Raw genomic sequence first — 19,220 nt, 5'->3', positions numbered from 1 at the left:
CGGCACAGCCCGAAGGGCCGGCCCCGCCAGAGAAATCCGGCGGGGCCGGCCCTTCGGCGTTTTGTGCGCGAGCACACATGAACTCCCACCCCGAGCGGAGCGGAAAAGGCCCTGGCCCGGATCGCAGAAACGATCCGGGCCAGGGCCTGAATGAACGCCGACGCCTTCTCAGGCGCGCGGGGCGCCGCTTAGTTGTCGTCCTCGTCGATGAGGAAACCGCGCATCGGCGACGGAGCCTGCTGCATCGGCTGCGGGGCCTGCGGCCGCACCGGCGCCATCGGCTGCGTCATCGCGGGCGACATCTGCTGCTGGCCGCCGTAGGACGGACCACCGGCCGGCGGGTTGCCGCCCATGGTCTGGTTGCCACCGTAGGACGGGGCACCCGCACCGGCCGGAGCCATCGACGGCGCCGGGGACGGCGGCAACGACGCGGCGGCCGGGTTGCGCGGCGGGGCCAGCGACTCGTCGCCCTGGCTCTCCAGCTGACGCAGCTGCGACTCCAGGTAGGACTTCAGACGCGTGCGGTACTCGCGCTCGAAGCCGCGCAGGTCCTCGACCTTGCGCTCCAGCGTGGCGCGAGCGGACTCCAGGGAGCCCATCGCGACGCGGTGCTTCTCCTGCGCGTCCCGCTCCAGGGCGTCGGCCTTGGCACGGGCGTCACGCTCGAGACCCTCGGCGCGGCTGCGGGCCTCGCCGACGATCTTGTTCGCCTCGGAGCGGGCCTCGGCGATCGCCTGGTCGGCGGTCTGCTGGGCCAGCGAGAGGACACGCGCGGCGCTGTCGCCACCGGGACCCTGGCCGGGCTGCTGCATCTGCGGGGGACCGCCGTGGCCGCCCATCGGGCCGCCCATCGGGCCGCTCAGCTGTCCCTGGGGACCACCGAGCTGACCCTGGCCGAGCTGACCCTGGCCCATCGGACCCGGGCCCTGGCCCATCGGACCGGGACCCTGCGGGCCAGGTCCCTGCGGACCGTGGCCACCGGGACCGGCCGGAAGCTGCGGGGCACCGCTCGGCAGCTGCGGGGGGCCGCCCATGGGGCCACCCATCTGCTGCTGCGGCGGGCCCGATATGCCGGCGGGCACGGGGGCGCCGGGACCGCGCATACCCTGCGGCGGACCCTGCTGGTCCTGCGGACCGCCCTGGCCCTCGGGGCCACCGGGGCCCTTGCGCATGCCGCCCTGCTGCTGGTTCTGTGCAGCGGCACGGGTGGCTGCGGCGAGTTTGGCGCGCAGGTCCTCGTTCTCACGAAGGAGACGGGTCAGTTCGGCTTCGACCTCATCGAGGAAGGCATCGACCTCGTCCTCGTCATAGCCTTCTCGGAGGCGGACGGTCGTGAACTGCTTGTTCCGCACGTCCTCGGGGGTCAACGGCATCTCTTCACCTCAACGTTGTCGTCGGCATTCGGCAAGACCGTAATTGACATCGTGCTCACAGCCGGCTCACGACGGAGATCAGGATGTAGACGATGATCATCAGTACGAAGAAGGACAGGTCGAGCGCCACGCCCCCGAGACGCAGCGGCGGAATGAACCGCCGCAGAAGCTTGAGCGGTGGATCAGTGACAGTGTAGGTGGCCTCCAGAACGACCACCATCGCCTTGCCGGGTTGCCACGAGCGGGCGAACTGGAAGACGTAGTCCATGACCAGCCGGAAGATCAGCACGATGAGGAAACACATCAGCGCGATGTAGACCACATCCAAAACCACGCCCATGTCGGTGGTTCCCTCTCCCCTGTGTCTCGTGCCTCGTGACTAGTACATAGCTAGCCGTTGAACTAGTGCTGCGTCTCAGCTCTGGTTGAAGAACCCGCCCTCTGCGATGCGGGCCTTGTCCTCCGCCGTGACATCGACGTTAGCAGGCGACAACAGGAACACCTTCTGAGTCACCCGCTCGATGCTCCCGTGCAGACCGAACACCAGACCGGCCGCAAAGTCGACAAGTCGCTTCGCGTCGGTGTCGTCCATCTCCGTCAGATTCATGATCACCGGAGTGCCCTCGCGGAAGTGTTCCCCGATGGTACGGGCCTCGTTGTAGGTCCGCGGGTGCAGCGTGGTGATGCGGTACGGCTCCCGCTCGGACACGACCTTGGGCATGATCACCGGTGCGTTCTTCTCCAGGCTCTGACGTTCAGGTGTGATGGATGCCACGGGGGCGATTCGCGCCGGACGTCCGGAATCGGCGGTCAGCGACGCGGGCTGGCGCACCGGCTCGCGCGGCGCGGGGGCCTGCACCACTCGTACCGATTCGTCCGCTTCTGCCGGGCGGGAGTTGTGTGACGAGTGCGACGGCTCGTGCCGTCGGCGGTCACGCTCGGGCTCGGGGTCGAGCTCGGGCTCGAAGTCGTCGTCGGGGTCGAACCCCCGGCCGTCGTACCCATCGTCCTCCACGAGGCCGAGGTAGACCGCCATCTTGCGCATCGCGCCGGCCATGCTCTGAGTCCTCCGCTCTGTGGTGGATCGGCTGAGGCTGACGTCAACCAATGTGCCCGCGATCCACGCGATCTCCCCGCCCATCAGCGAGAATGACCATATTTTCTGCTGTGGTCCGACTTCTTGGCGACGTTACCCGAGCCTGGGTCGGACTCCGAGGACCGCCGTACCGACGCGCACATGTGTCGCTCCGGCCGCCACAGCCTCTTCGAGGTCCGAACTCATCCCTGCCGACACCATGTTCGCAGCCGGATGGGCCACGCGCAGGTGAGTCGACAAATCCATGAGCCGCTCGAACGCCGCCTGTTGCCGCCCCGCGTAGGCCCCCGTGAGCGGCGCGACCGTCATCAGACCGTCGAGCCGCAGCCCCGGGGCCTCGGCCACGCGAGCGGCCAGTTCCTCCACTCCCCCCACTCCCACGCCGCCGCGCTCACCGCGCCCGTCCTCCTCGGCGTCGAGCGCGACCTGGATCAGACAGCCCAGCTCGCGCTCGGCCCGCACGGCCTCCTTGGACAGGGCCGTGACGAGCTTCGCGCGGTCGACGGACTGCACCAGACCGGCATAACCGACCACGGAACGGACCTTGTTGGTCTGCAACTGGCCGACGAAGTGCCATGTGAGGGGCAGATCCGCACATTCCGCGGCCTTGGGGGCGGCGTCCTGGTCGCGGTTCTCGGCCACGTGCCGTACGCCGAGCCCGGACAGGATCCGCACGTCGCTCGCGGGGTAGGTCTTGGTGACCACGATCAGGGTCACGTCCTCGCGCTTGCGACCGGCGGCCGCGCACGCGGCAGAGATACGTTCCTCCACCGCCGCCAGGTTCGAGGCGAGTTCGGCCTCTCGGCCCTGGAGGTCCGAAGGTCCCTGAAGGTCCGTCATGTCGTATCAGTCCAGCCAGACGTAGCCGGCGAGCCGGCCGGTGGCCTTGTCGCGGCGGTAGGAGAAGTGGTCGTGCGATTCGAGGGTGCACACCGGCGACTGCTCGCGGTCGCGCACCCCCAGCCGCTCCAGTTGCGCGTGCACACCGGCGGTCACGTCGACGGCCGGGGTGCCCCAACTGGTCTCGGCGTACGCCGCGGGTTCCACCGCCGCGACGTCCGCGCGCATCTCGGCCGGGACTTCGTAACACCGCCCGCAGACCGCGGGTCCGGTGCGGGCCACGATCCGGTCCGGGTCCGCGCCGAGCCGCACCATCGCGCCGACCGCGGCGGGGACGACTCCGGCGATCATGCCGGGGCGCCCCGCGTGTGCGGCGGCAACGACACCGGCGACCGGGTCGGCGAGCAGGACGGGTGTGCAGTCCGCGGTGAGCACGGCGAGGGCGAGCCCGCGCCGCACGGTCACGATCGCGTCGACGCACGGAATGTCGGCGTCCGGGCCCCAGGGCCCGTCCACCACCTCGACGTCGGGCCCGTGCACCTGGTTCATCCAGACCACCCGGCCCGGCTCGAGGCCGAGTTCCCGCGCCGCCAGTTCACGGTTGCGCAGGACGGCCGCGGGGTCGTCGCCGACCGCGCCGCCGAGGTTGAGCTCCGCGTACGGAGCGGCGCTCACCCCGCCCCACCGGTCGGTGAAGGCGAAGTGCGCGCCGCTCACGGTGTCGCGCTGTCCTATCACTTCGGCGACGTCCCCATCAGGCCCAGGAACGTCACTTCAGGAAGTCCGGGACGTCCAGCTCCTCGGCCTGGCTGTCCGGGTAGGACGGCCGGGGCACCTGGGGCGGGGTGACCGGGACGGCCGGCGCCTCGTTGACCGGCGCGGCCTCGACGGGCTCCGGAGCCTTGGGCTCCTCCCGCGGGGTGACGCTGCCGAGCGAGCCGAAGCTCGGGCGCGAGGGCTCGGGGGCCGGCGCCGGACGCGAGGCCGGGGCGGGCTCCTCGCGCTTGGCCGAGGCCGAACCGATCACGTTGTCCCGCTTGTTCGGCGGCTGGCCGCCGTCGAAGCCGGCGGCGATCACGGTGACCCGCACCTCGTCGCCGAGGGCGTCGTCGATGACGGCGCCGAAGATGATGTTCGCCTCGGGGTGCGCGGCCTCGCTGACCAGCTGGGCGGCCTCGTTGATCTCGAACAGGCCGAGGTCGGAGCCGCCGGAGATGGAGAGCAGCACGCCGCGGGCGCCGTCGATGGACGCCTCGAGGAGCGGCGAGGAGATCGCCATCTCCGCGGCGGCCACGGCGCGGTCGTCGCCGCGGGCCGAGCCAATGCCCATGAGGGCCGAACCCGCCTCGGACATGACGGACTTGACGTCCGCGAAGTCGAGGTTGATGAGACCCGGGGTGGTGATGAGGTCGGTGATGCCCTGGACACCGGAGAGCAGGACCTGGTCCGCCGACTTGAAGGCGTCGAGGACGGAGACCTGCCGGTCCGAGATGGACAGGAGCCGGTCGTTCGGAATGACGATGAGGGTGTCGACCTCTTCGCGGAGCTCGGCGATGCCGTCCTCCGCCTGGTTCGCCCGGCGCCGGCCCTCGAAGGTGAACGGGCGGGTGACCACGCCGATCGTGAGGGCGCCGAGCGAGCGCGCGATGTTGGCCACGACGGGTGCGCCGCCGGTGCCGGTGCCGCCGCCTTCACCGGCGGTGACGAAGACCATGTCGGCCCCCTTGAGAACCTCCTCGATCTCCTCGCGGTGGTCCTCGGCCGCCTTGCGTCCGACGGCCGGATTGGCTCCGGCGCCGAGTCCGCGGGTGAGTTCACGGCCGACGTCGAGCTTGACGTCCGCGTCGCTCATCAACAGGGCTTGCGCGTCGGTGTTGATGGCGATGAACTCGACGCCCTTGAGACCGACCTCGATCATCCGGTTGATGGCATTGACACCACCGCCGCCGACACCGATGACTTTGATGACTGCGAGGTAGTTCTGCGGTGCTGCCACGTCGAAGGCCTCTCGCCTCGAGTTACGTGTCGCCGCTTCGCTTCTACGGTGCGACGACTGATGCCGAATTGGGACGGTCCGGACCACTAGTTGAGTACTAGTCGACTGCCGACCCGAACCCTAACGCTGAAGTTTAGGGTTACCAGTGTGTCTGTTTCCTGGACTCTTCCGAACCTGACACTAAGTCGACAAGTGGCGCCCGTTCAACGAACACGCCGAACCTCCCGTTTTTCTTTTCACCCTATGTGATCAGCCGTAGCGCTGCCCAACCAGGGTGCTGGCCTGCGCCGATGAGCGTCAACTCCGCGACGAGGCCGGGGCGGTGGGGACACTCACGTCGAAGTGCCGGGCCTTCGGGGCTGCTTTCATGAGAGCGACGAGTGCACGCGCCTTGGCCGCGCCCTTCTCGGCACTTCCCCACTCGACGACCCGCCCCCGGGTGAGCTCCAGCGAGATGGCGTCGTACGAACGGACCTTGAGATTCCGGGTGTCGCGCGCGACTCCCGGCGGGAGCTGCCCCGCGACGCGCACCGCCTCCCGCACCAGCCGGTCGGGGCCGAAGCGGCGCAGACTGGCCGCGGCGCCGCTGTGATCCGGCGTCAATTCGAGGCGGGGAACACCTTCGGGAGCCTTGTCGACCGTCGCGAAACGGACGCCTTTACGGTCAATTTCGACGAACTTGCCCGAATTTCTGGTGTCTTCACTGAGAAGAACCGGCTTGCGTTCCGTCACTTTCAGCCCGATTCCGTGCGGCCAGGAACGGACGACGTCCACCGAGTCGATCCGCGTCAGTTTCCGCCGCAGCCGGGCCTCGATGGCGTCGGTGTCGACCGAGACCAGCGGGGCGCCGACCGGCACGGCGGCCGCGTCCCGCACCTCGGCCGGGGTCAGGACCTCGGTGCCCGAGGTGGTCACGCGGTCCACACGCAGCCACTGGGAGCCGTAGAGGAGCCAGATGCCGCCCGCCACGGCGAGGACGAGCAGCACTCCGGTCACGACGAGGGTGCGCACCCTCGGCATGCGCACCCTCGTGGGGGCGGGGGGCGGTTCGGGCGTCCCGGTCCTGTCGCGTTCGCCGCGGTCCGCGGTGGTCGCCTTGGCCACGCTCCCCTGCCTTCACATCCGCACGTCCGCTAGTGACGCGAGTTGATCGCCTCGTACACCATTCCGACGAGGAGGTCGTCGGCGTCCCTGCGGCCGAACTCGGAGGCGGCGCGGGACATCTCGTACAGCCGGTGCGGGTCGGCGAGGACGGGCAGGACGTTGCCCTGGACCCACTCGGGGGTCAGCTCCGCGTCGTCGACCAGCAGGCCGCCGCCGGCCTTGACCACCGGCTGGGCGTTCAGCCGCTGTTCGCCGTTGCCGATGGGCAGCGGGACGTAGGCGGCCGGGAGTCCGACGGCGGAGAGTTCGGCGACGGTCATCGCGCCCGCGCGGCAGAGCATCATGTCGGCCGCGGCGTACGCGAGGTCCATCCGGTCCACGTACGGTACCGGGATGTACGGGGGCATCCCCGGCATCTGCTGGACCTGCGGCAGTTCGTTCTTCGGGCCGACCACGTGCAGGATCTGGATGCCGGACTGCTGGAGCAGCGGGGCGACGCGCTGGACGACCTCGTTGAGGTGCCGGGCGCCCTGCGAGCCGCCGGAGACCAGCAGCGTCGGCAGGTTCGGGTCGAGGCCGAACGCGGCACGGGCCTCCGGGCGCATCTGGGCCCGGTCGAGCAGCGCGATGGTGCGGCGCAGCGGGATGCCGATGTAGCGGGCGTTCCGCAGCTTGCTGTCGGGCGTGGAGACCGCGACCTGGGCCGCGTACCGCGAGCCGATCTTGTTGGCCAGACCCGGCCGGGCGTTGGCCTCGTGCACCACGATCGGCACGCCGAGCCGCTTGGCGGCGAGGTAGCCGGGCAGGGCCACGTAGCCGCCGAAGCCGACGACGGCGTCGGCCTTGGTGCGCTCGAGGATCTGCTCGGCGGCCTTGATGGTGCCGCGCAGCCGCCCCGGGACCGTGATCAGTTCAGGGGTGGGCTTGCGCGGCAGGGGTACGGCGGGGATCAGCGCGAGATCGTAGCCGCGCTCCGGTACGAGACGGGTCTCCAGGCCGCGCTCCGTGCCGAGCGCCGTGATCCCCACGGTCGGGTCCTGCCTGCGCAGGGCGTCCGCGAGGGCGAGCGCCGGCTCGATGTGGCCGGCGGTCCCCCCACCGGCGAGTACGACATGCACCGAAATTCACCGCTCTCCGGACGAACGCGCCTGAGCGCGCCGTCGCATCGTGTTCCATCTCATCCGTGGCTGCCGCATGGCGAGGGCCGCCCGCGCCGCCGGTTCGTCCCGCGCGAACGCGATCAGAAGTCCTACGGCGAACATGGTCGGCAGCAGCGCCGAACCCCCGTACGAGAACAGCGGGAGCGGGACTCCGGCGATCGGCAGCAGGCCGAGCACCGCACCGATGTTGACCACGGCCTGCGCCGTGATCCAGGTCGTCACGCCACCCGCGGCGTATCGAACGAAGGGGTCCTCCGTGCGTCCGGCCACGCGGATACCCGCATAGCCTAGAGCCGCGAACAGGGCGAGCACCGACAGCGTCCCCGCCAGGCCCAGTTCCTCACCGGTGATGGCAAAGATGAAGTCGGTGTGCGCTTCGGGAAGTTGACCCCATTTTTCCACACTCGCCCCCAGGCCGGAACCGAAGAGTCCGCCGGAGGCCAGGGCGTAGATCCCGTGCAGTCCCTGCCAGCACAGATCGTCGGGCCCGGCGTCGGCACGGCCCAGACAGGCCAGGCGCGCCATACGGTTCGGGCTGGTCTTGATGAGCATGATCCCGATGGCGCCGGCGACCGCGAGCACCCCGACGAAGAGCCGGGTGGGGGCGCCGGCCAGCCACAACAGGCCGAACAGGATGGCTGTGAGAAGGATCGCGGTGCCCATGTCGCCGCCGAGCATGATGAGTCCGAGCAGCAGGAAGGCGACGGGGACCAGCGGCACCAGCATGTGCTTCCACTGGGTCAGCAGCCGCTTGTCGTGCTTGCGGGCCAGCAGGTCGGCGCCCCACAGGATGAGCGCCAGCTTCCCGAACTCGCTGGGCTGGAGCATGAAGGGGCCGCCGAGCGAGATCCAGTTCTGATTGCCGTTGATCGACACTCCTATCCCCGGGATCTGCACGAGGACCATGAGGAAGACGCTGACGGCGAGGATCGGGTAGGCGAGCGCGCGGTGCAGCTTGACCGGCATCCGCATCGCGACGAGCAGCAGGATCGTGCCGAGGACGGCCGCGACGAACTGCTTGCGGAAGAAGTACGAACTGGACAGGCCCATCTGCAGGGCCGTGATCATCGACGCCGAGTAGACCATCACGAGGCCGAGCACGGTGAGCAGGGACGCGGCGCCGAGGATCAGGTAATACGCGGTGAGCGGCCGGTCCCAGGCGCGGCGGGCGCGCCCGTAGAAGGTGCGCACGGGGTTGGCGCGGGCCCGGTAGACCTTGCTGGTCCTGCGGGGCGGTGCGGCGGGGCGCTTGGTCGTACGGGCACTACCGGGCATTGCCGCTCCCCCGAGCCCCTGAGCCTTCCGTCAACGCTGCCACGTCCCCTCCCGAGGGTGCCCGGCGTCACCGGGCACCCGGGGGTCCCGTCAGACGCTGGTGGCGCCGAGTTCGCGGACCGCTGCCGCGAACGCCTCGCCACGCTTGTTGTAGTTGGTGAACATGTCCATCGACGCGCAGGCCGGGGCCATCAGGACGGTGTCGCCCGGGCGGGCGAGCCGTGCCGCCTCCTGCACCGCCGCCGACATCGCCCCAGTGTCGGTCCGCTCGAGGTCGACCACCGGGACTTCCGGGGCGTGTCGCTCCAGGGCTTCGCGGATCAGCGCGCGGTCCTGGCCGATGAGCACGACGCCGCGCAGCCGCTTCGCGGCGCCGGTGACGAGCTCGTCGAAGGTCGCGCCCTTGGCGAGGCCGCCGGCGATCCACACGATGGACTCGTACGCGGCCAACGAGGCCTGCGTGGCATGGGTGTTGGTCGCCTTGGAGTCGTCGACGTACGCGACCCCGTCGACGTCGGCGACGTGCGCGATGCGGTGCGCGTCCGGCGTGAAGTTGCGCAGTCCCTCGCGGACGGCCTGGGGCTCGACGCCGAAGGCGCGGGCGAGGGCCGCCGCCGCGAGGGCGTTGGCGATGTTGTGCGGGGCCGGCGGGTTGACGTCGGAGACCTCGGCGAGCTCCTGGGCGTTCTTCTGCCGGTTCTCGACGAAGGCCCGGTCCACCAGGATGCCGTCGACGACGCCGAGTTCGGAGGGGCCGGGGGTGCCGAGGGTGAAGCCGATGGCGCGGCAGCCCTCCTCGACGTCGGCCTCGCGGACCAGGTCCTCGGTGGCCTTGTCCGCGACGTTGTAGACGCAGGCGACCTGATTGCCCTCGTAGATGCGGCCCTTGTCGGCGGCGTACGCCTCCATGGAGCCGTGCCAGTCGAGGTGGTCGGGCGCGAGGTTCAGGACGGCGCCGGAGTGGGCGCGCAGGGAGGGCGCCCAGTGCAGCTGGTACGAGGAGAGCTCGACGGCGAACACGTCATAAGCGTCGTCGCCTTCGAGGACGACGTCGACGATCGGGGTGCCGATGTTGCCGACGGCCGCCGTGCGCAGACCCGCCGCCTCCAGGATCGAGGCGAGCATCTGGGTCGTCGTGGTCTTGCCGTTGGTGCCGGTGATCGCGAGCCAGGGGGCCGCGTCCGGGCCGCGCAGCCGCCAGGCGATCTCGACGTCGCCGACGACGTCGACACCCTTCGCGGCGGCCGCCGCGAAGAGCGGCGACGAGGGCTTCCAGCCCGGGGAGGTCACGACGAGTTCCGTGCCCTCGGGGAGCGTCTCGGCGTCCCCGAGCCGTACGGCGATGCCCTCGTCCGCGAGCAGGGCGGCCTTCTCGCGGTGCGTCTCGCTGTCGCCGCCGTCGACGACGGTCACGGACGCGCCGAGGCCGGCCAGGGCGCGGGCGGCGCTGAGGCCGCTCACGCCGAGACCGGCGACGGTGATGTGCTTGCCGTTCCAGGAATCCTGGGGCATGGTCACTTCTTGGCTGCCCATCCTGCGTAGAAGAGGCCGAGTCCGACGATCACGCACATGCCCTGGATGATCCAGAAGCGGACCACGATGAGGACTTCGGACCAGCCCTTGAGTTCGAAGTGGTGTTGCAGCGGCGCCATGCGGAAGACGCGCTTTCCGGTCATCTTGAAGGAGCCGACCTGGATGACCACGGACATCGTGATGAGGACGAACAGGCCGCCCAGGAGCGCGATCAGGAGCTCGGTGCGCGAGCAGATCGCGAGACCGGCCAGGGCGCCGCCGAGGGCGAGCGAGCCGGTGTCACCCATGAAGATCTTGGCGGGCGAGGTGTTCCACCACAGGAAGCCGAAGCAGGCGCCCATCAACGCGGAGGCGACGACGGCGAGATCGAGTGGGTCTCTGACCTCGAAACAGGCGGCCGGGTTGGTGAGGGTCTGCGCGTTGGCGCAGGACTCCTGGAACTGCCAGACGCCGATGAAGGTGTAGGCGCCGAAGACCATCACGGAGGCGCCGGTGGCGAGGCCGTCGAGGCCGTCGGTGAGGTTCACGCCGTTCGACATCGCGAGGATCATGAACAGCGCCCAGACCACGAAGAGCACCGGGCCGATCGTCCAGCCGAAGTCCTCCACGAAGGAGAGCTTGGTGGAGGCGGGGGTGTTGCCGCGCACGTCCGCGAAGTTGATGGCGAGCAGCGCGAAGGCGATGCCGACGATCAGCTGTCCGGCCATCTTGGCCTTGGCCCGCAGGCCGAGCGAACGCCGCTTGACGATCTTGATGTAGTCGTCGAGGAAGCCGACCAGGCCCATGCCCGCCATCAGGCCGAGCACCAGCAGGCCCGACAGGGTCGGGGCCGCGCCGGTGATCAGCTTGCTGAGGAAGTACGCGATGAGGGTCGCCAGGATGAAGGCGATACCGCCCATCGTCGGCGTACCGCGCTTGGCGTGGTGCTCGCGCGGGCCGTCGTCCCGGATGTACTGGCCGTAGCCCTTGCGGGCCAGCAGCTTGATGAGCAGCGGCGTCCCGACCAGGGTCAGGAACAGGCCGATCACACCCGCGAAGAGGATCTGCTTCATCATCGGGCATCAGCCCCGGCGTCGATGCCGCTGTCGAGCAGCGCCTGTGCCACGCTCTCCAGGCCCACCGACCTGGATGCCTTCACGAGCACGACGTCTCCCGGGCGCAGCTCGCTGCGCAACAGGTCGATCGCCGCCTGTGCGTCGGACACGTGCACCGACTCCTCACCCCACGAACCCTCGTTATAGGCGCCCAGTTGCAACCAGGACGCTTCCCTGCCCCCGACTGCCACGAGCTTGCTGACGTTGAGCCGGACGGCGAGCCGTCCGACGGCGTCGTGCTCGGCCAGCGACTCGTCGCCGAGCTCGGCCATCTGCCCGAGCACCGCCCACGTACGGCCCCCCGCGGCCCGTCGGGCCTGGCCCATCGCCGTGAGCGCGCGCAGGGCGGCTCGCATGGACTCGGGGTTCGCGTTGTAGGCGTCGTTGACGATCGTGACGCCGTCCGGACGCTCGGTGACCTCCATCCGCCAGCGGGACAGGGTGCCCGCCTCGGAGAGCGCGAGGGCGATCTCCTCCACGGACATGCCAAGGTCGTGGGCGACGGCGGCCGCGGCGAGCGCGTTCGACACGTGGTGCTCACCGTACAGGCGCAAGGTCACTTCGCTGCACCCGGTGGGTGTGTGAAGGCTGAAGGCGGGCTGTCCGTTCTCCGTGAGCCGGACATTCTCGGCGCGTACGTCGGCGTCGGCGGCCTCTCCGAAGAGGAGCACCTTCGCCCGCGTACGGGAGGCCATGGCGCGCACCAGCGGGTCGTCCGCGTTGAGGATCGCGGTGCCGTCGGCGGGCAGCGCCTCGACGAGTTCACCCTTCGCTTCCGCGATCTGCTCGCGGCCGCCGAACTCGCCGATGTGCGCGGTGCCGACGTTGAGGACGAGGCCCACCCTGGGAGGGGTGAGGCCGGTGAGGTACCGGATGTGGCCCTTGCCGCGGGCGCCCATCTCCAGGACGAGGAACTTCGTGTCGTCCGTGGCGGAGAGGGCGGTCAGCGGCAGGCCGATCTCGTTGTTGAACGAGCCGGGCGTGAAGACCGTGGGGGCCTTGCGCCGCAGCACCTGGGCGATGAGGTCCTTGGTGCTGGTCTTGCCGGCCGAGCCGGTCAGCGCGACGAGCGTCGCGCCGAGGCGGGCCACGACGTGCCGGGCGAGCGCGCCGAGCGCGGCCTGGACGTCGTCGACGACGATCGCGGGCACGCCGACGGGGCGGGACGCCAGGACGGCGGCCGCTCCCTGGTCGACGACCTGGCGCGCGTAGTCGTGGCCGTCGACCCGCTCACCTGCAAAGGCCGCGAACAGGCTGCCGGCCTCGACCTTGCGCGAGTCGATGACGACCGGCCCGGTGACCCGGACCGACTCGTCCGGTATGTCGTACGTCTGCCCGCCGACGGCTGAGGCGATCTCGGCGAGGGAGAGGGCGATCACAACTTCATCCCTGGGTCTGCTCGATGGCTTCGCGAAGCACCTGGCGGTCGTCGAAGGGACGCACCACCCCGGCGATGTCCTGGCCCTGCTCGTGGCCCTTGCCCGCGACGAGCACCGTGTCGCCGGGCTCGGCGCGCGCGACGGCGGCGGCGATGGCGGCGGCCCGGTCCTCGAAGACCTGGACCTCACCGCGCTCGTGCGCCGGCACGTCGGCGGCGCCCGCGAGCATCGTGGCGAGGATCGCGAGGGGGTCCTCGCCGCGGGGGTTGTCGGAGGTGAGGATGGCCGTGTCGGCGAACCGCGCGGCCGCGGCGCCCATCGGCATCCGCTTCGTACGGTCCCGGTCGCCGCCGCAGCCGAGGACGATGTGCAGCTTGTTCTCGGTGACCTTGCGCAGCGCCTTGAGGACGGACTCGACGGCGTCCGTCTTGTGGGCGTAGTCGACGACGGCCAGGTACTTCTGGCCGGCGTCCACCCGCTCCAGGCGGCCCGGCACCCCGGGGACGGCGGCGACGCCGTCGGCCGCGGTCTGCGGGTCGATGCCGGCGACGGCGAGGGTGACGATCGCGGCGACGGTGTTCGCCACGTTGAAAGGGCCGGGCAGCGGCGCCTTGGCGGTGATCCGCTCGCCCTTGGGGCCGACGACGGTCAAGGTGGAGCCGAGCGGCCCGACTTCGACGTCCTCGGCGCGCCAGTCGGCGTCCGGGTGACCCTCGGCGGAGAACGTGACGACCGGGACCTCGGACTCCTCGACGAGGCGGCGCCCGTACTCGTCGTCGTAGTTCACGACGCCCTGTTTGCTGCGCGCCTTCGTGAACAGCTGCGCCTTCGCCCGGAAGTAGTCCTCCATGTCGGAGTGGAACTCCATGTGCTCCGGGCTGAGGTTGTTGAAGACCGCGACGTCGAAGACGCAGCCGTCGACCCGGCCGAGCACGAGGGCGTGGCTGGAGACCTCCATGGCGACGACGTCGACACCGCGCTCGCGCATGACCGCGAACAGGGCCTGGAGGTCGGTGGCTTCGGGGGTGGTGCGCTCGGACTTGATGCGCTCGTCGCCGATGCGCATCTCGACGGTGCCGATGAGCCCGGTCGAGCGGACCTTCTTGAGGCCGCCCTCCACGAGGTACGCGGTGGTCGTCTTGCCGGACGTGCCGGTGATGCCGATCTGCAGCAGGTCCTTGCCGGGCCGGCCGTAGATGGTGGCGGCGAGTTCGCCCATGCGGCCGCGCGGGTTCTCCACGACGAGCGGCACGAGTCCGGCCTCGGTGACGCGCGCGGCGCCCGCCGGGTCGGTCAGCGCGGCGACCGCCCCGAGGGAGGCGGCCTGCGCGGCGAAGTCGGCGCCGTGGGCGCGGGCTCCGGGCAGGGCGGCGTACAGGTCGCCGGGGCGCACCGCACGGGAGTCGTGGGTGATGCCGGTGATCTCGGCGGCCTGCGCTGGTGCGGCGACACCCAGCTGATCGGCGAGTTCCGCGAGGGGTGTGGCGGAGACCTCGACCGGCCGCGGCGGCCCGGGATATGTCACGGGTGCGCCCTTCTGGGTGGTTTGGGACTGATCAGCGTGTGGCACGGCGGTGAGCGTACCGGGCGCACCGGCCCCCGAGCGAAGCGAGGGGCGTGGCGCGGGCTGGTTCCCTGGATCGGGGGTGATGGTAGTCACGGGCTCTTCAGGCTGTTCTCGCGGGGCTTCGGGCGGTTCTCACGGGGCGGGGCGACGGCTGTGATCACGACCGGCGGGCGGCCGGTCACGGCGTGTCATGGCGGATCATGGCTGGAAAGTGACGGGGAGCCGCGCGGACTTGGCGCCCGTGGGCGGCACCTGAAGGGTCTTCAGGGCGAACTCCATGACCTGCTTGTAGATGGGGCCGCAGATCTGGCCGCCGAAGTAGCTTCCCTTCGTGGCGTTCTGAATGGCGCAGTAGACGGTGATCCGGGGCTTGTCGGCGGGGGCGAAACCGGCGAACGAGGACGTGTAGCCCTTGTAGCGGCCGGTGGCCGGATCCACGCGGTTGGCCGTGCCCGTCTTGCCGGCCACGCGGTAGCCGGGGATGCGGGCCTTGGTGCCGGTGCCCTCCTCGTCGTCGACGACGGATTCGAGCATCTGGGCGACCGTCCGCGCGGTCTTCGGGCTCACCACGCGGGTCTTCTTCGGCGCGGGCGCGGGCGTGAACTTGCCGTCGGGTCCGGTGGTGCCGCGCACCAGGGTGGGCTCCACGCGGACGCCGCCGTTGGCGATGGTCGAGTACACGGAGGCGGCCTGGATCGCGTTGATGGAGAAGCCCTGGCCGAACGGGATCGTGTACTGCTGCGAGGTGGACCACTTGGCGGGCTGGGCGAGGATGCCGGCCGTCTCGCCGGGGAAGCCGAGCCCGCTCTGCTCGCCGATGCCGAACTTGCGCAGGTACGAGTAGAGCGTGCGGTTCGCGGCGGACTGGGTCTTGCCGAGTTCGCCGGTGGCCAAAATCGTGCCGATGTTGCTGGACTTGGCGAGCACGCCGTTGAGCGTGAGGTGCCAGGTCGGGTGGTCGATGTCGTCCTGGAAGAGCCGGTCGCCGCGGTGCAGCCGGTTGGGCACGGTGACGTGGGTGGCCGGGGTGGCCACGTTCTCCTCCAGGACCGCCGCCATCGACATGACCTTGGCGGTGGAGCCGGGCTCGTACGCGTCCTGGAGCGCCGCGTTGCCGAGCGCCGACGGGTTCGCCTTCGACAGGTCGTTGGGGTCGAAGCCCGGCGCGTTGGCCATCGCGAGGACCTCGCCGGTCCTCGTGTCCTGCACCATCACGTAGCCGCGGTCGGCCTTGGACTTCGCGACCTGCTCGGTGATCGCCTTCTGGGCGGCCCACTGGATGTCGCGGTCGATGGTGAGCTCCACGTCGGCGCCGGGTACGGCGGGCTGCTCGGTGCTGCCCGCGGTCGGCACCTGCTGACCGCCGGACTGGGCGTAGCGGATCTTGCCCGCCTTGCCCGCGAGCTCCTTGTCGAGCTGCTGCTCCAGGCCGCCGCCGCCCTTGCCCGCGGCGTTGACCCAGCCCAGCAGGCCCGCGGCCAGGTCCCCGTTGGGGTACACGCGCTTGCTGCTGGGGTCGGCGAGGACACCGGCGAGGACGCCCGCCTCGCGGCCCTCGGCGTTGGCCTTCTCGTTGAGCGCCGAGCGGAGGTCCTTGATCTGCTTCCAGACCTGCGGGGTGCGGCGCGCGGCGAGCCGCACGTACCGGGTGTCCTTGGTGCGCAGCCGCTTCGCGAGGGTGTCGGCCTCGACGCCGACGATCGGCGCCAGCAGCGCCGCGGCCTGCTCGGGCGCGTCCTTCACCCCGGTGATCTTCTCGGTGAACAGCGTCGGGTCGGCGGTGATGTCGTACGCGTCGACGCTGGTGGCGAGCGAGACGCCGCCGCGGTCGGTGATGCCGCCGCGCTCGGCCGCGATGGTGTGGCTGACGTAGCGGTTCAGCTCGGCCTTGGCGGCGTACGCGTCGGCGTCGACGCCCTGCACCTGCAGCAGGCGTACGACGAAGACCAGGAGGACGAGGGTGAGGCCGAGGCTCACCATGCGCAGCCGGGGCCGGGGGCTGCCCAGGCGCAGCGGCGCGGATCCCCTGGGGGACGCGGGGCGCGGGCGGCGGGCGGTGGGGCGTGGGGCCGGGGCGGGGCGGCGCTGCTGCGCGGGGCGGCCGGTGCCGGGCGGCCGCGCGGGGCCGGGCACCCGGCGGCGCGGGGGCTCCCTGTCGGTCATGGCGTCACCTGCCGGAGGTCGAGGGTGCGGGGGCCGTGGACGCGGGGGCCGTCGGCGTCGGGTCCGGTGACCGCGTCGGCTTCTGCGTCGGCTTCTGCGGGGTCTGCGGGGACGCGCTGGTGCTCGGGCTCGGCGCTCCGGAGGGCGTGGCCGGGGGTGGTGCGGGGCGGCGCACGGGCGCGGGCGCGGAGGCGGGGCTCGGGGCGCCCTTGACGATGCCGGAGGGGCTGAGGAAGGCGGGGTCGCCGCCGGGCACCATGCCGAGCTCGCGGGCGCGGCGCAGCAGGGCGTCGGGCGCGGAGTAGGAGTCGACCTCGCGCTGTAGTTCCTGCTCGTCGTCGGTGAGCTCGGTGGTCTGCTTCTTGAGCTTGCTGAGCCTGAACGATCCTTCGTTGAGCGAGGAGTTCAGCATCAGGAGCATGATCAGGCCGCCGCCGAGCAGCAGCACGACCAGGAGGACGAAGGGGGTACGGGCGGCCTGGGCGCCGCCGGACGGGGCGACGGGCAGGAAGCGGGCGAGGCGGGCGGCGCCGGTGCGCGGCGGGGTCGCGCCCGAGGAGCCGCGCGGACCGGGCGCGCCGCGGGAGGGTTTCGCTCCCGTGCCGCCCCGGGGTCCCCGGGAAGCCCCGGGTCCTTTCGAGCCGTTCGCCGCACTCATGCCCACCCCTCCACGCGCGCGTGCCTCACTCGGCGTTCATCCCTGGACGTCCTCGCGGATGCGCTGCGCACCCCGCAGCCGTGCCGGAGCGGCCCGGCGGTTCTCGGCGACCTCTTCCTCCGTGGGGAGTTCGGCGCCGCGCGTGAGCAGCTTGAGCCGCGGCTGGTACTGCTCGGGGACCACCGGCAGGCCGGGCGGCGCGGTGTTGGCGGCGCCCGCCGCGAAGACCTGCTTGACCAGCCGGTCCTCCAGCGAGTGGTAGGACAGCACGGCGATCCGGCCGCCGACCGCGAGCGCCTTCACCGCGGCCGGAACGGCTCGCTCCAGGACGCTCAGCTCGCCGTTGACCTCAATGCGCAGGGCCTGGAAGGTGCGCTTGGCCGGGTTGCCGCCGGTGCGCTTGGCGGCCTGCGGCAGGGAGTCGCGGATCAGCTCGACGAGCCGCGCGCTGTTGCTGAACGGCTCCTTGTCGCGCTCGCGCACGATGGCCGAGACGATCCGCTTGGCCTGCTTCTCCTCGCCGTACTGGCGCAGGATCCGCACCAGTTCGCCCGCCGGGTACGTGTTGAGGACCTCGGCGGCGCTCATGCCGGTCGTCTGGTCCATGCGCATGTCGAGGGGCGCGTCCTGCGCGTAGGCGAAGCCGCGGTCCGCCTCGTCGAGCTGCATGGAGGAGACGCCGAGGTCGAACAGGACGCCCTGGACGCGCGGGATGCCCAGGCGGTCGAGCACCTCGGGCAGTTCGTCGTAGACGGCGTGCACGAGGGTGGCCCGGTCGCCGAAGGGGGCGAGGCGCTCGCCGGACAGGCGCAGGGCCTCCTTGTCGCGGTCGAGCGCGACGAGCCGGCAGGAGGGGAAGGTGGAGAGCAGCGCTTCGCTGTGTCCGCCGAGGCCGAGCGTGCAGTCGACGACGACCGCTCCCGGCTGGGCCAGAGCCGGGGCCAACATGTCCAGGCAGCGCTGGAGCATGACCGGGACGTGTCGCTGACTCAAGAGGCCCTCTCAGGTCCGGCGTGGCGGGCCGTACGTACGTGCCGCGCACGCGGGGAGCGTCCGGCGGCGCCGGGATCTCCGTATTGCTTCGTCAATGGGGTTCGGCGTCACTTTAGTCCACGGCGGGGCTCGGTCAATCAACCGGCCTGCGCGTCGCGGGCCGGGTCGAGCCGAAGCCGCATACAGGCCGAAATCACCCGAGCGGTCGAGGTCCGGGCACTCCTGTGGGTTAGCTCACAACAAGGCGCGATCATGTTCTTTGTCCTCCCTCACAGGAGGCCCGCGGCACCTGTGAGCACTACCTTCATAACCATGACGACTTCCGCATCCCTCCCCTCCGAAGGCGCCATAGCGGCCGACGGCACCGTGACCGACCGCCTCGTCGAGGCGAACGGACAGTACGCCTCCGCGTTCTCCGACCCCGGCATGGACGCCCGTCCCGTGCTGCACGTCGCGGTGGTCGCGTGCATGGACGCCCGTCTCGACCTGCACGCCGCGCTCGGCCTCGAGCTCGGCGACTGTCACACGATCCGCAACGCGGGCGGGGTCGTGACCGACGACGTGATCCGCTCGCTCACCATCAGCCAGCGCGCCCTGGGCACCCGCAGCGTGGTCCTCATCCACCACACCAACTGCGGCCTGGAGGGTCTGTCCGACGACTTCCGGCACGACCTGGAGATGGAGGTCGGCCAGCGCCCGAGCTGGGCCGTCGAGGGCTTCCGCGACGTGGACCAGGACGTGCGCCAGTCGATCCAGAAGGTGCGCACCTCTCCGTTCCTGCTGCACACCGACGATGTGCGCGGCTTCGTGTTCGACGTGAAGACGGGCCGGCTGCGGGAGATCACCCCCGCCTGAGCGGCGCCGACACAGGATCCCGGGCTCCCGCCCGGGGTTCCCGATCCTCAGGTGTTCCCCTCAAAAGGCTGTAAGCCCTGACATATCGCGGCCAGTTGTCCACAGGCGAGTGACACGAACCGGTAACGCCAACA

At 70.8% G+C, this 19,220-nt stretch carries 17 protein-coding genes; 1 reads left to right on the top strand and 16 read right to left on the bottom strand.

Going from position 1 to position 19,220, the window contains the following annotated elements:
- Positions 1-188: 188 nt before the first annotated feature.
- The 16 genes from IAG42_RS26250 to rsmH form a co-directional block, all read right to left on the bottom strand.
- The gene (locus IAG42_RS26250) at positions 189-1,373 is read right to left on the bottom strand and encodes a DivIVA domain-containing protein (protein WP_188339420.1); all 1,185 of its coding nucleotides are present in this window, start codon (positions 1,371-1,373) and stop codon (positions 189-191) included.
- A gap of 55 nt (positions 1,374-1,428) precedes the next feature.
- Positions 1,429-1,713, bottom strand: a complete 285-nt coding sequence (locus IAG42_RS26245; protein ID WP_188339419.1) for a YggT family protein — start codon at positions 1,711-1,713, stop codon at positions 1,429-1,431.
- 75 nt (positions 1,714-1,788) lie between these two features.
- Complete coding sequence (locus tag IAG42_RS26240; protein ID WP_188339418.1) at positions 1,789-2,430, bottom strand: cell division protein SepF; 642 nt, start codon at positions 2,428-2,430, stop codon at positions 1,789-1,791.
- A 132-nt stretch (positions 2,431-2,562) separates the two neighbouring features.
- Complete coding sequence (locus IAG42_RS26235) at positions 2,563-3,309, bottom strand: YggS family pyridoxal phosphate-dependent enzyme (protein WP_188339417.1); 747 nt, start codon at positions 3,307-3,309, stop codon at positions 2,563-2,565.
- A 6-nt stretch (positions 3,310-3,315) separates the two neighbouring features.
- Complete coding sequence (gene pgeF, locus IAG42_RS26230; RefSeq protein ID WP_188339416.1) at positions 3,316-4,047, bottom strand: peptidoglycan editing factor PgeF; 732 nt, start codon at positions 4,045-4,047, stop codon at positions 3,316-3,318.
- Positions 4,048-4,078: 31 nt separating this feature from the next.
- Positions 4,079-5,305 (bottom strand): cell division protein FtsZ, encoded by a 1,227-nt coding sequence (ftsZ, locus tag IAG42_RS26225; protein WP_188339415.1) that lies wholly within the window; start codon positions 5,303-5,305, stop codon positions 4,079-4,081.
- A 297-nt stretch (positions 5,306-5,602) separates the two neighbouring features.
- On the bottom strand, positions 5,603-6,409 hold the full coding sequence (locus IAG42_RS26220) for a cell division protein FtsQ/DivIB (RefSeq protein ID WP_188339414.1): 807 nt from the start codon (positions 6,407-6,409) through the stop codon (positions 5,603-5,605).
- A 29-nt stretch (positions 6,410-6,438) separates the two neighbouring features.
- On the bottom strand, positions 6,439-7,527 hold the full coding sequence (murG, locus tag IAG42_RS26215; RefSeq protein WP_188339413.1) for an undecaprenyldiphospho-muramoylpentapeptide beta-N-acetylglucosaminyltransferase: 1,089 nt from the start codon (positions 7,525-7,527) through the stop codon (positions 6,439-6,441).
- A 6-nt stretch (positions 7,528-7,533) separates the two neighbouring features.
- Positions 7,534-8,844, bottom strand: coding sequence for a putative lipid II flippase FtsW (gene ftsW / locus IAG42_RS26210; RefSeq protein ID WP_188339412.1), 1,311 nt, complete (start codon positions 8,842-8,844; stop codon positions 7,534-7,536).
- Between the two features lie 90 nt (positions 8,845-8,934).
- Complete coding sequence (murD, locus tag IAG42_RS26205; protein WP_188339411.1) at positions 8,935-10,356, bottom strand: UDP-N-acetylmuramoyl-L-alanine--D-glutamate ligase; 1,422 nt, start codon at positions 10,354-10,356, stop codon at positions 8,935-8,937.
- A gap of 2 nt (positions 10,357-10,358) precedes the next feature.
- Positions 10,359-11,432 (bottom strand): phospho-N-acetylmuramoyl-pentapeptide-transferase, encoded by a 1,074-nt coding sequence (mraY, locus tag IAG42_RS26200; protein WP_188339410.1) that lies wholly within the window; start codon positions 11,430-11,432, stop codon positions 10,359-10,361.
- Positions 11,429-12,850 (bottom strand): UDP-N-acetylmuramoyl-tripeptide--D-alanyl-D-alanine ligase, encoded by a 1,422-nt coding sequence (locus IAG42_RS26195; protein WP_188339409.1) that lies wholly within the window; start codon positions 12,848-12,850, stop codon positions 11,429-11,431. Before IAG42_RS26195 ends, mraY begins: the two co-directional genes overlap by 4 nt.
- Before the next feature lie 4 nt (positions 12,851-12,854).
- Positions 12,855-14,510 (bottom strand): UDP-N-acetylmuramoyl-L-alanyl-D-glutamate--2,6-diaminopimelate ligase, encoded by a 1,656-nt coding sequence (locus IAG42_RS26190; RefSeq protein ID WP_188339408.1) that lies wholly within the window; start codon positions 14,508-14,510, stop codon positions 12,855-12,857.
- A gap of 105 nt (positions 14,511-14,615) precedes the next feature.
- On the bottom strand, positions 14,616-16,580 hold the full coding sequence (locus tag IAG42_RS26185) for a peptidoglycan D,D-transpeptidase FtsI family protein (protein WP_188339407.1): 1,965 nt from the start codon (positions 16,578-16,580) through the stop codon (positions 14,616-14,618).
- A gap of 4 nt (positions 16,581-16,584) precedes the next feature.
- Positions 16,585-17,238: a septum formation initiator family protein gene (locus IAG42_RS26180; protein ID WP_223206166.1), complete on the bottom strand. Its 654-nt coding sequence runs from the start codon at positions 17,236-17,238 to the stop codon at positions 16,585-16,587.
- Between the two features lie 36 nt (positions 17,239-17,274).
- Positions 17,275-18,231: a 16S rRNA (cytosine(1402)-N(4))-methyltransferase RsmH gene (rsmH, locus tag IAG42_RS26175; RefSeq protein WP_223206165.1), complete on the bottom strand. Its 957-nt coding sequence runs from the start codon at positions 18,229-18,231 to the stop codon at positions 17,275-17,277.
- A 312-nt stretch (positions 18,232-18,543) separates the two neighbouring features.
- Between rsmH and IAG42_RS26170 the strand changes: the two genes are divergently transcribed.
- On the top strand, positions 18,544-19,086 hold the full coding sequence (locus IAG42_RS26170; RefSeq protein WP_188339406.1) for a beta-class carbonic anhydrase: 543 nt from the start codon (positions 18,544-18,546) through the stop codon (positions 19,084-19,086).
- The last annotated feature ends 134 nt before the right edge of the window (positions 19,087-19,220 follow it).

Source organism: Streptomyces xanthii, from assembly GCF_014621695.1.
Lineage (GTDB): Bacteria > Actinomycetota > Actinomycetes > Streptomycetales > Streptomycetaceae > Streptomyces > Streptomyces xanthii.
Note: the sequence above shows the minus strand (reverse complement) of the source record. Positions and strands in the feature narration are given on the sequence as shown.

Coding starts and splice junctions, on each gene's coding strand:
- IAG42_RS26250 (WP_188339420.1), bottom strand. CDS start 1,373: ATGCCGTTGACCCCCGAGGACGTGCGGAACAAGCAGTTCACGACCGTC.
- IAG42_RS26245 (WP_188339419.1), bottom strand. CDS start 1,713: ATGGGCGTGGTTTTGGATGTGGTCTACATCGCGCTGATGTGTTTCCTC.
- IAG42_RS26240 (WP_188339418.1), bottom strand. CDS start 2,430: ATGGCCGGCGCGATGCGCAAGATGGCGGTCTACCTCGGCCTCGTGGAG.
- IAG42_RS26235 (WP_188339417.1), bottom strand. CDS start 3,309: ATGACGGACCTTCAGGGACCTTCGGACCTCCAGGGCCGAGAGGCCGAA.
- ftsW (WP_188339412.1), bottom strand. CDS start 8,844: ATGCCCGGTAGTGCCCGTACGACCAAGCGCCCCGCCGCACCGCCCCGC.
- murD (WP_188339411.1), bottom strand. CDS start 10,356: ATGCCCCAGGATTCCTGGAACGGCAAGCACATCACCGTCGCCGGTCTC.
- mraY (WP_188339410.1), bottom strand. CDS start 11,432: ATGATGAAGCAGATCCTCTTCGCGGGTGTGATCGGCCTGTTCCTGACC.
- IAG42_RS26185 (WP_188339407.1), bottom strand. CDS start 16,580: ATGACCGACAGGGAGCCCCCGCGCCGCCGGGTGCCCGGCCCCGCGCGG.
- IAG42_RS26180 (WP_223206166.1), bottom strand. CDS start 17,238: ATGAGTGCGGCGAACGGCTCGAAAGGACCCGGGGCTTCCCGGGGACCC.
- IAG42_RS26170 (WP_188339406.1), top strand. CDS start 18,544: ATGACGACTTCCGCATCCCTCCCCTCCGAAGGCGCCATAGCGGCCGAC.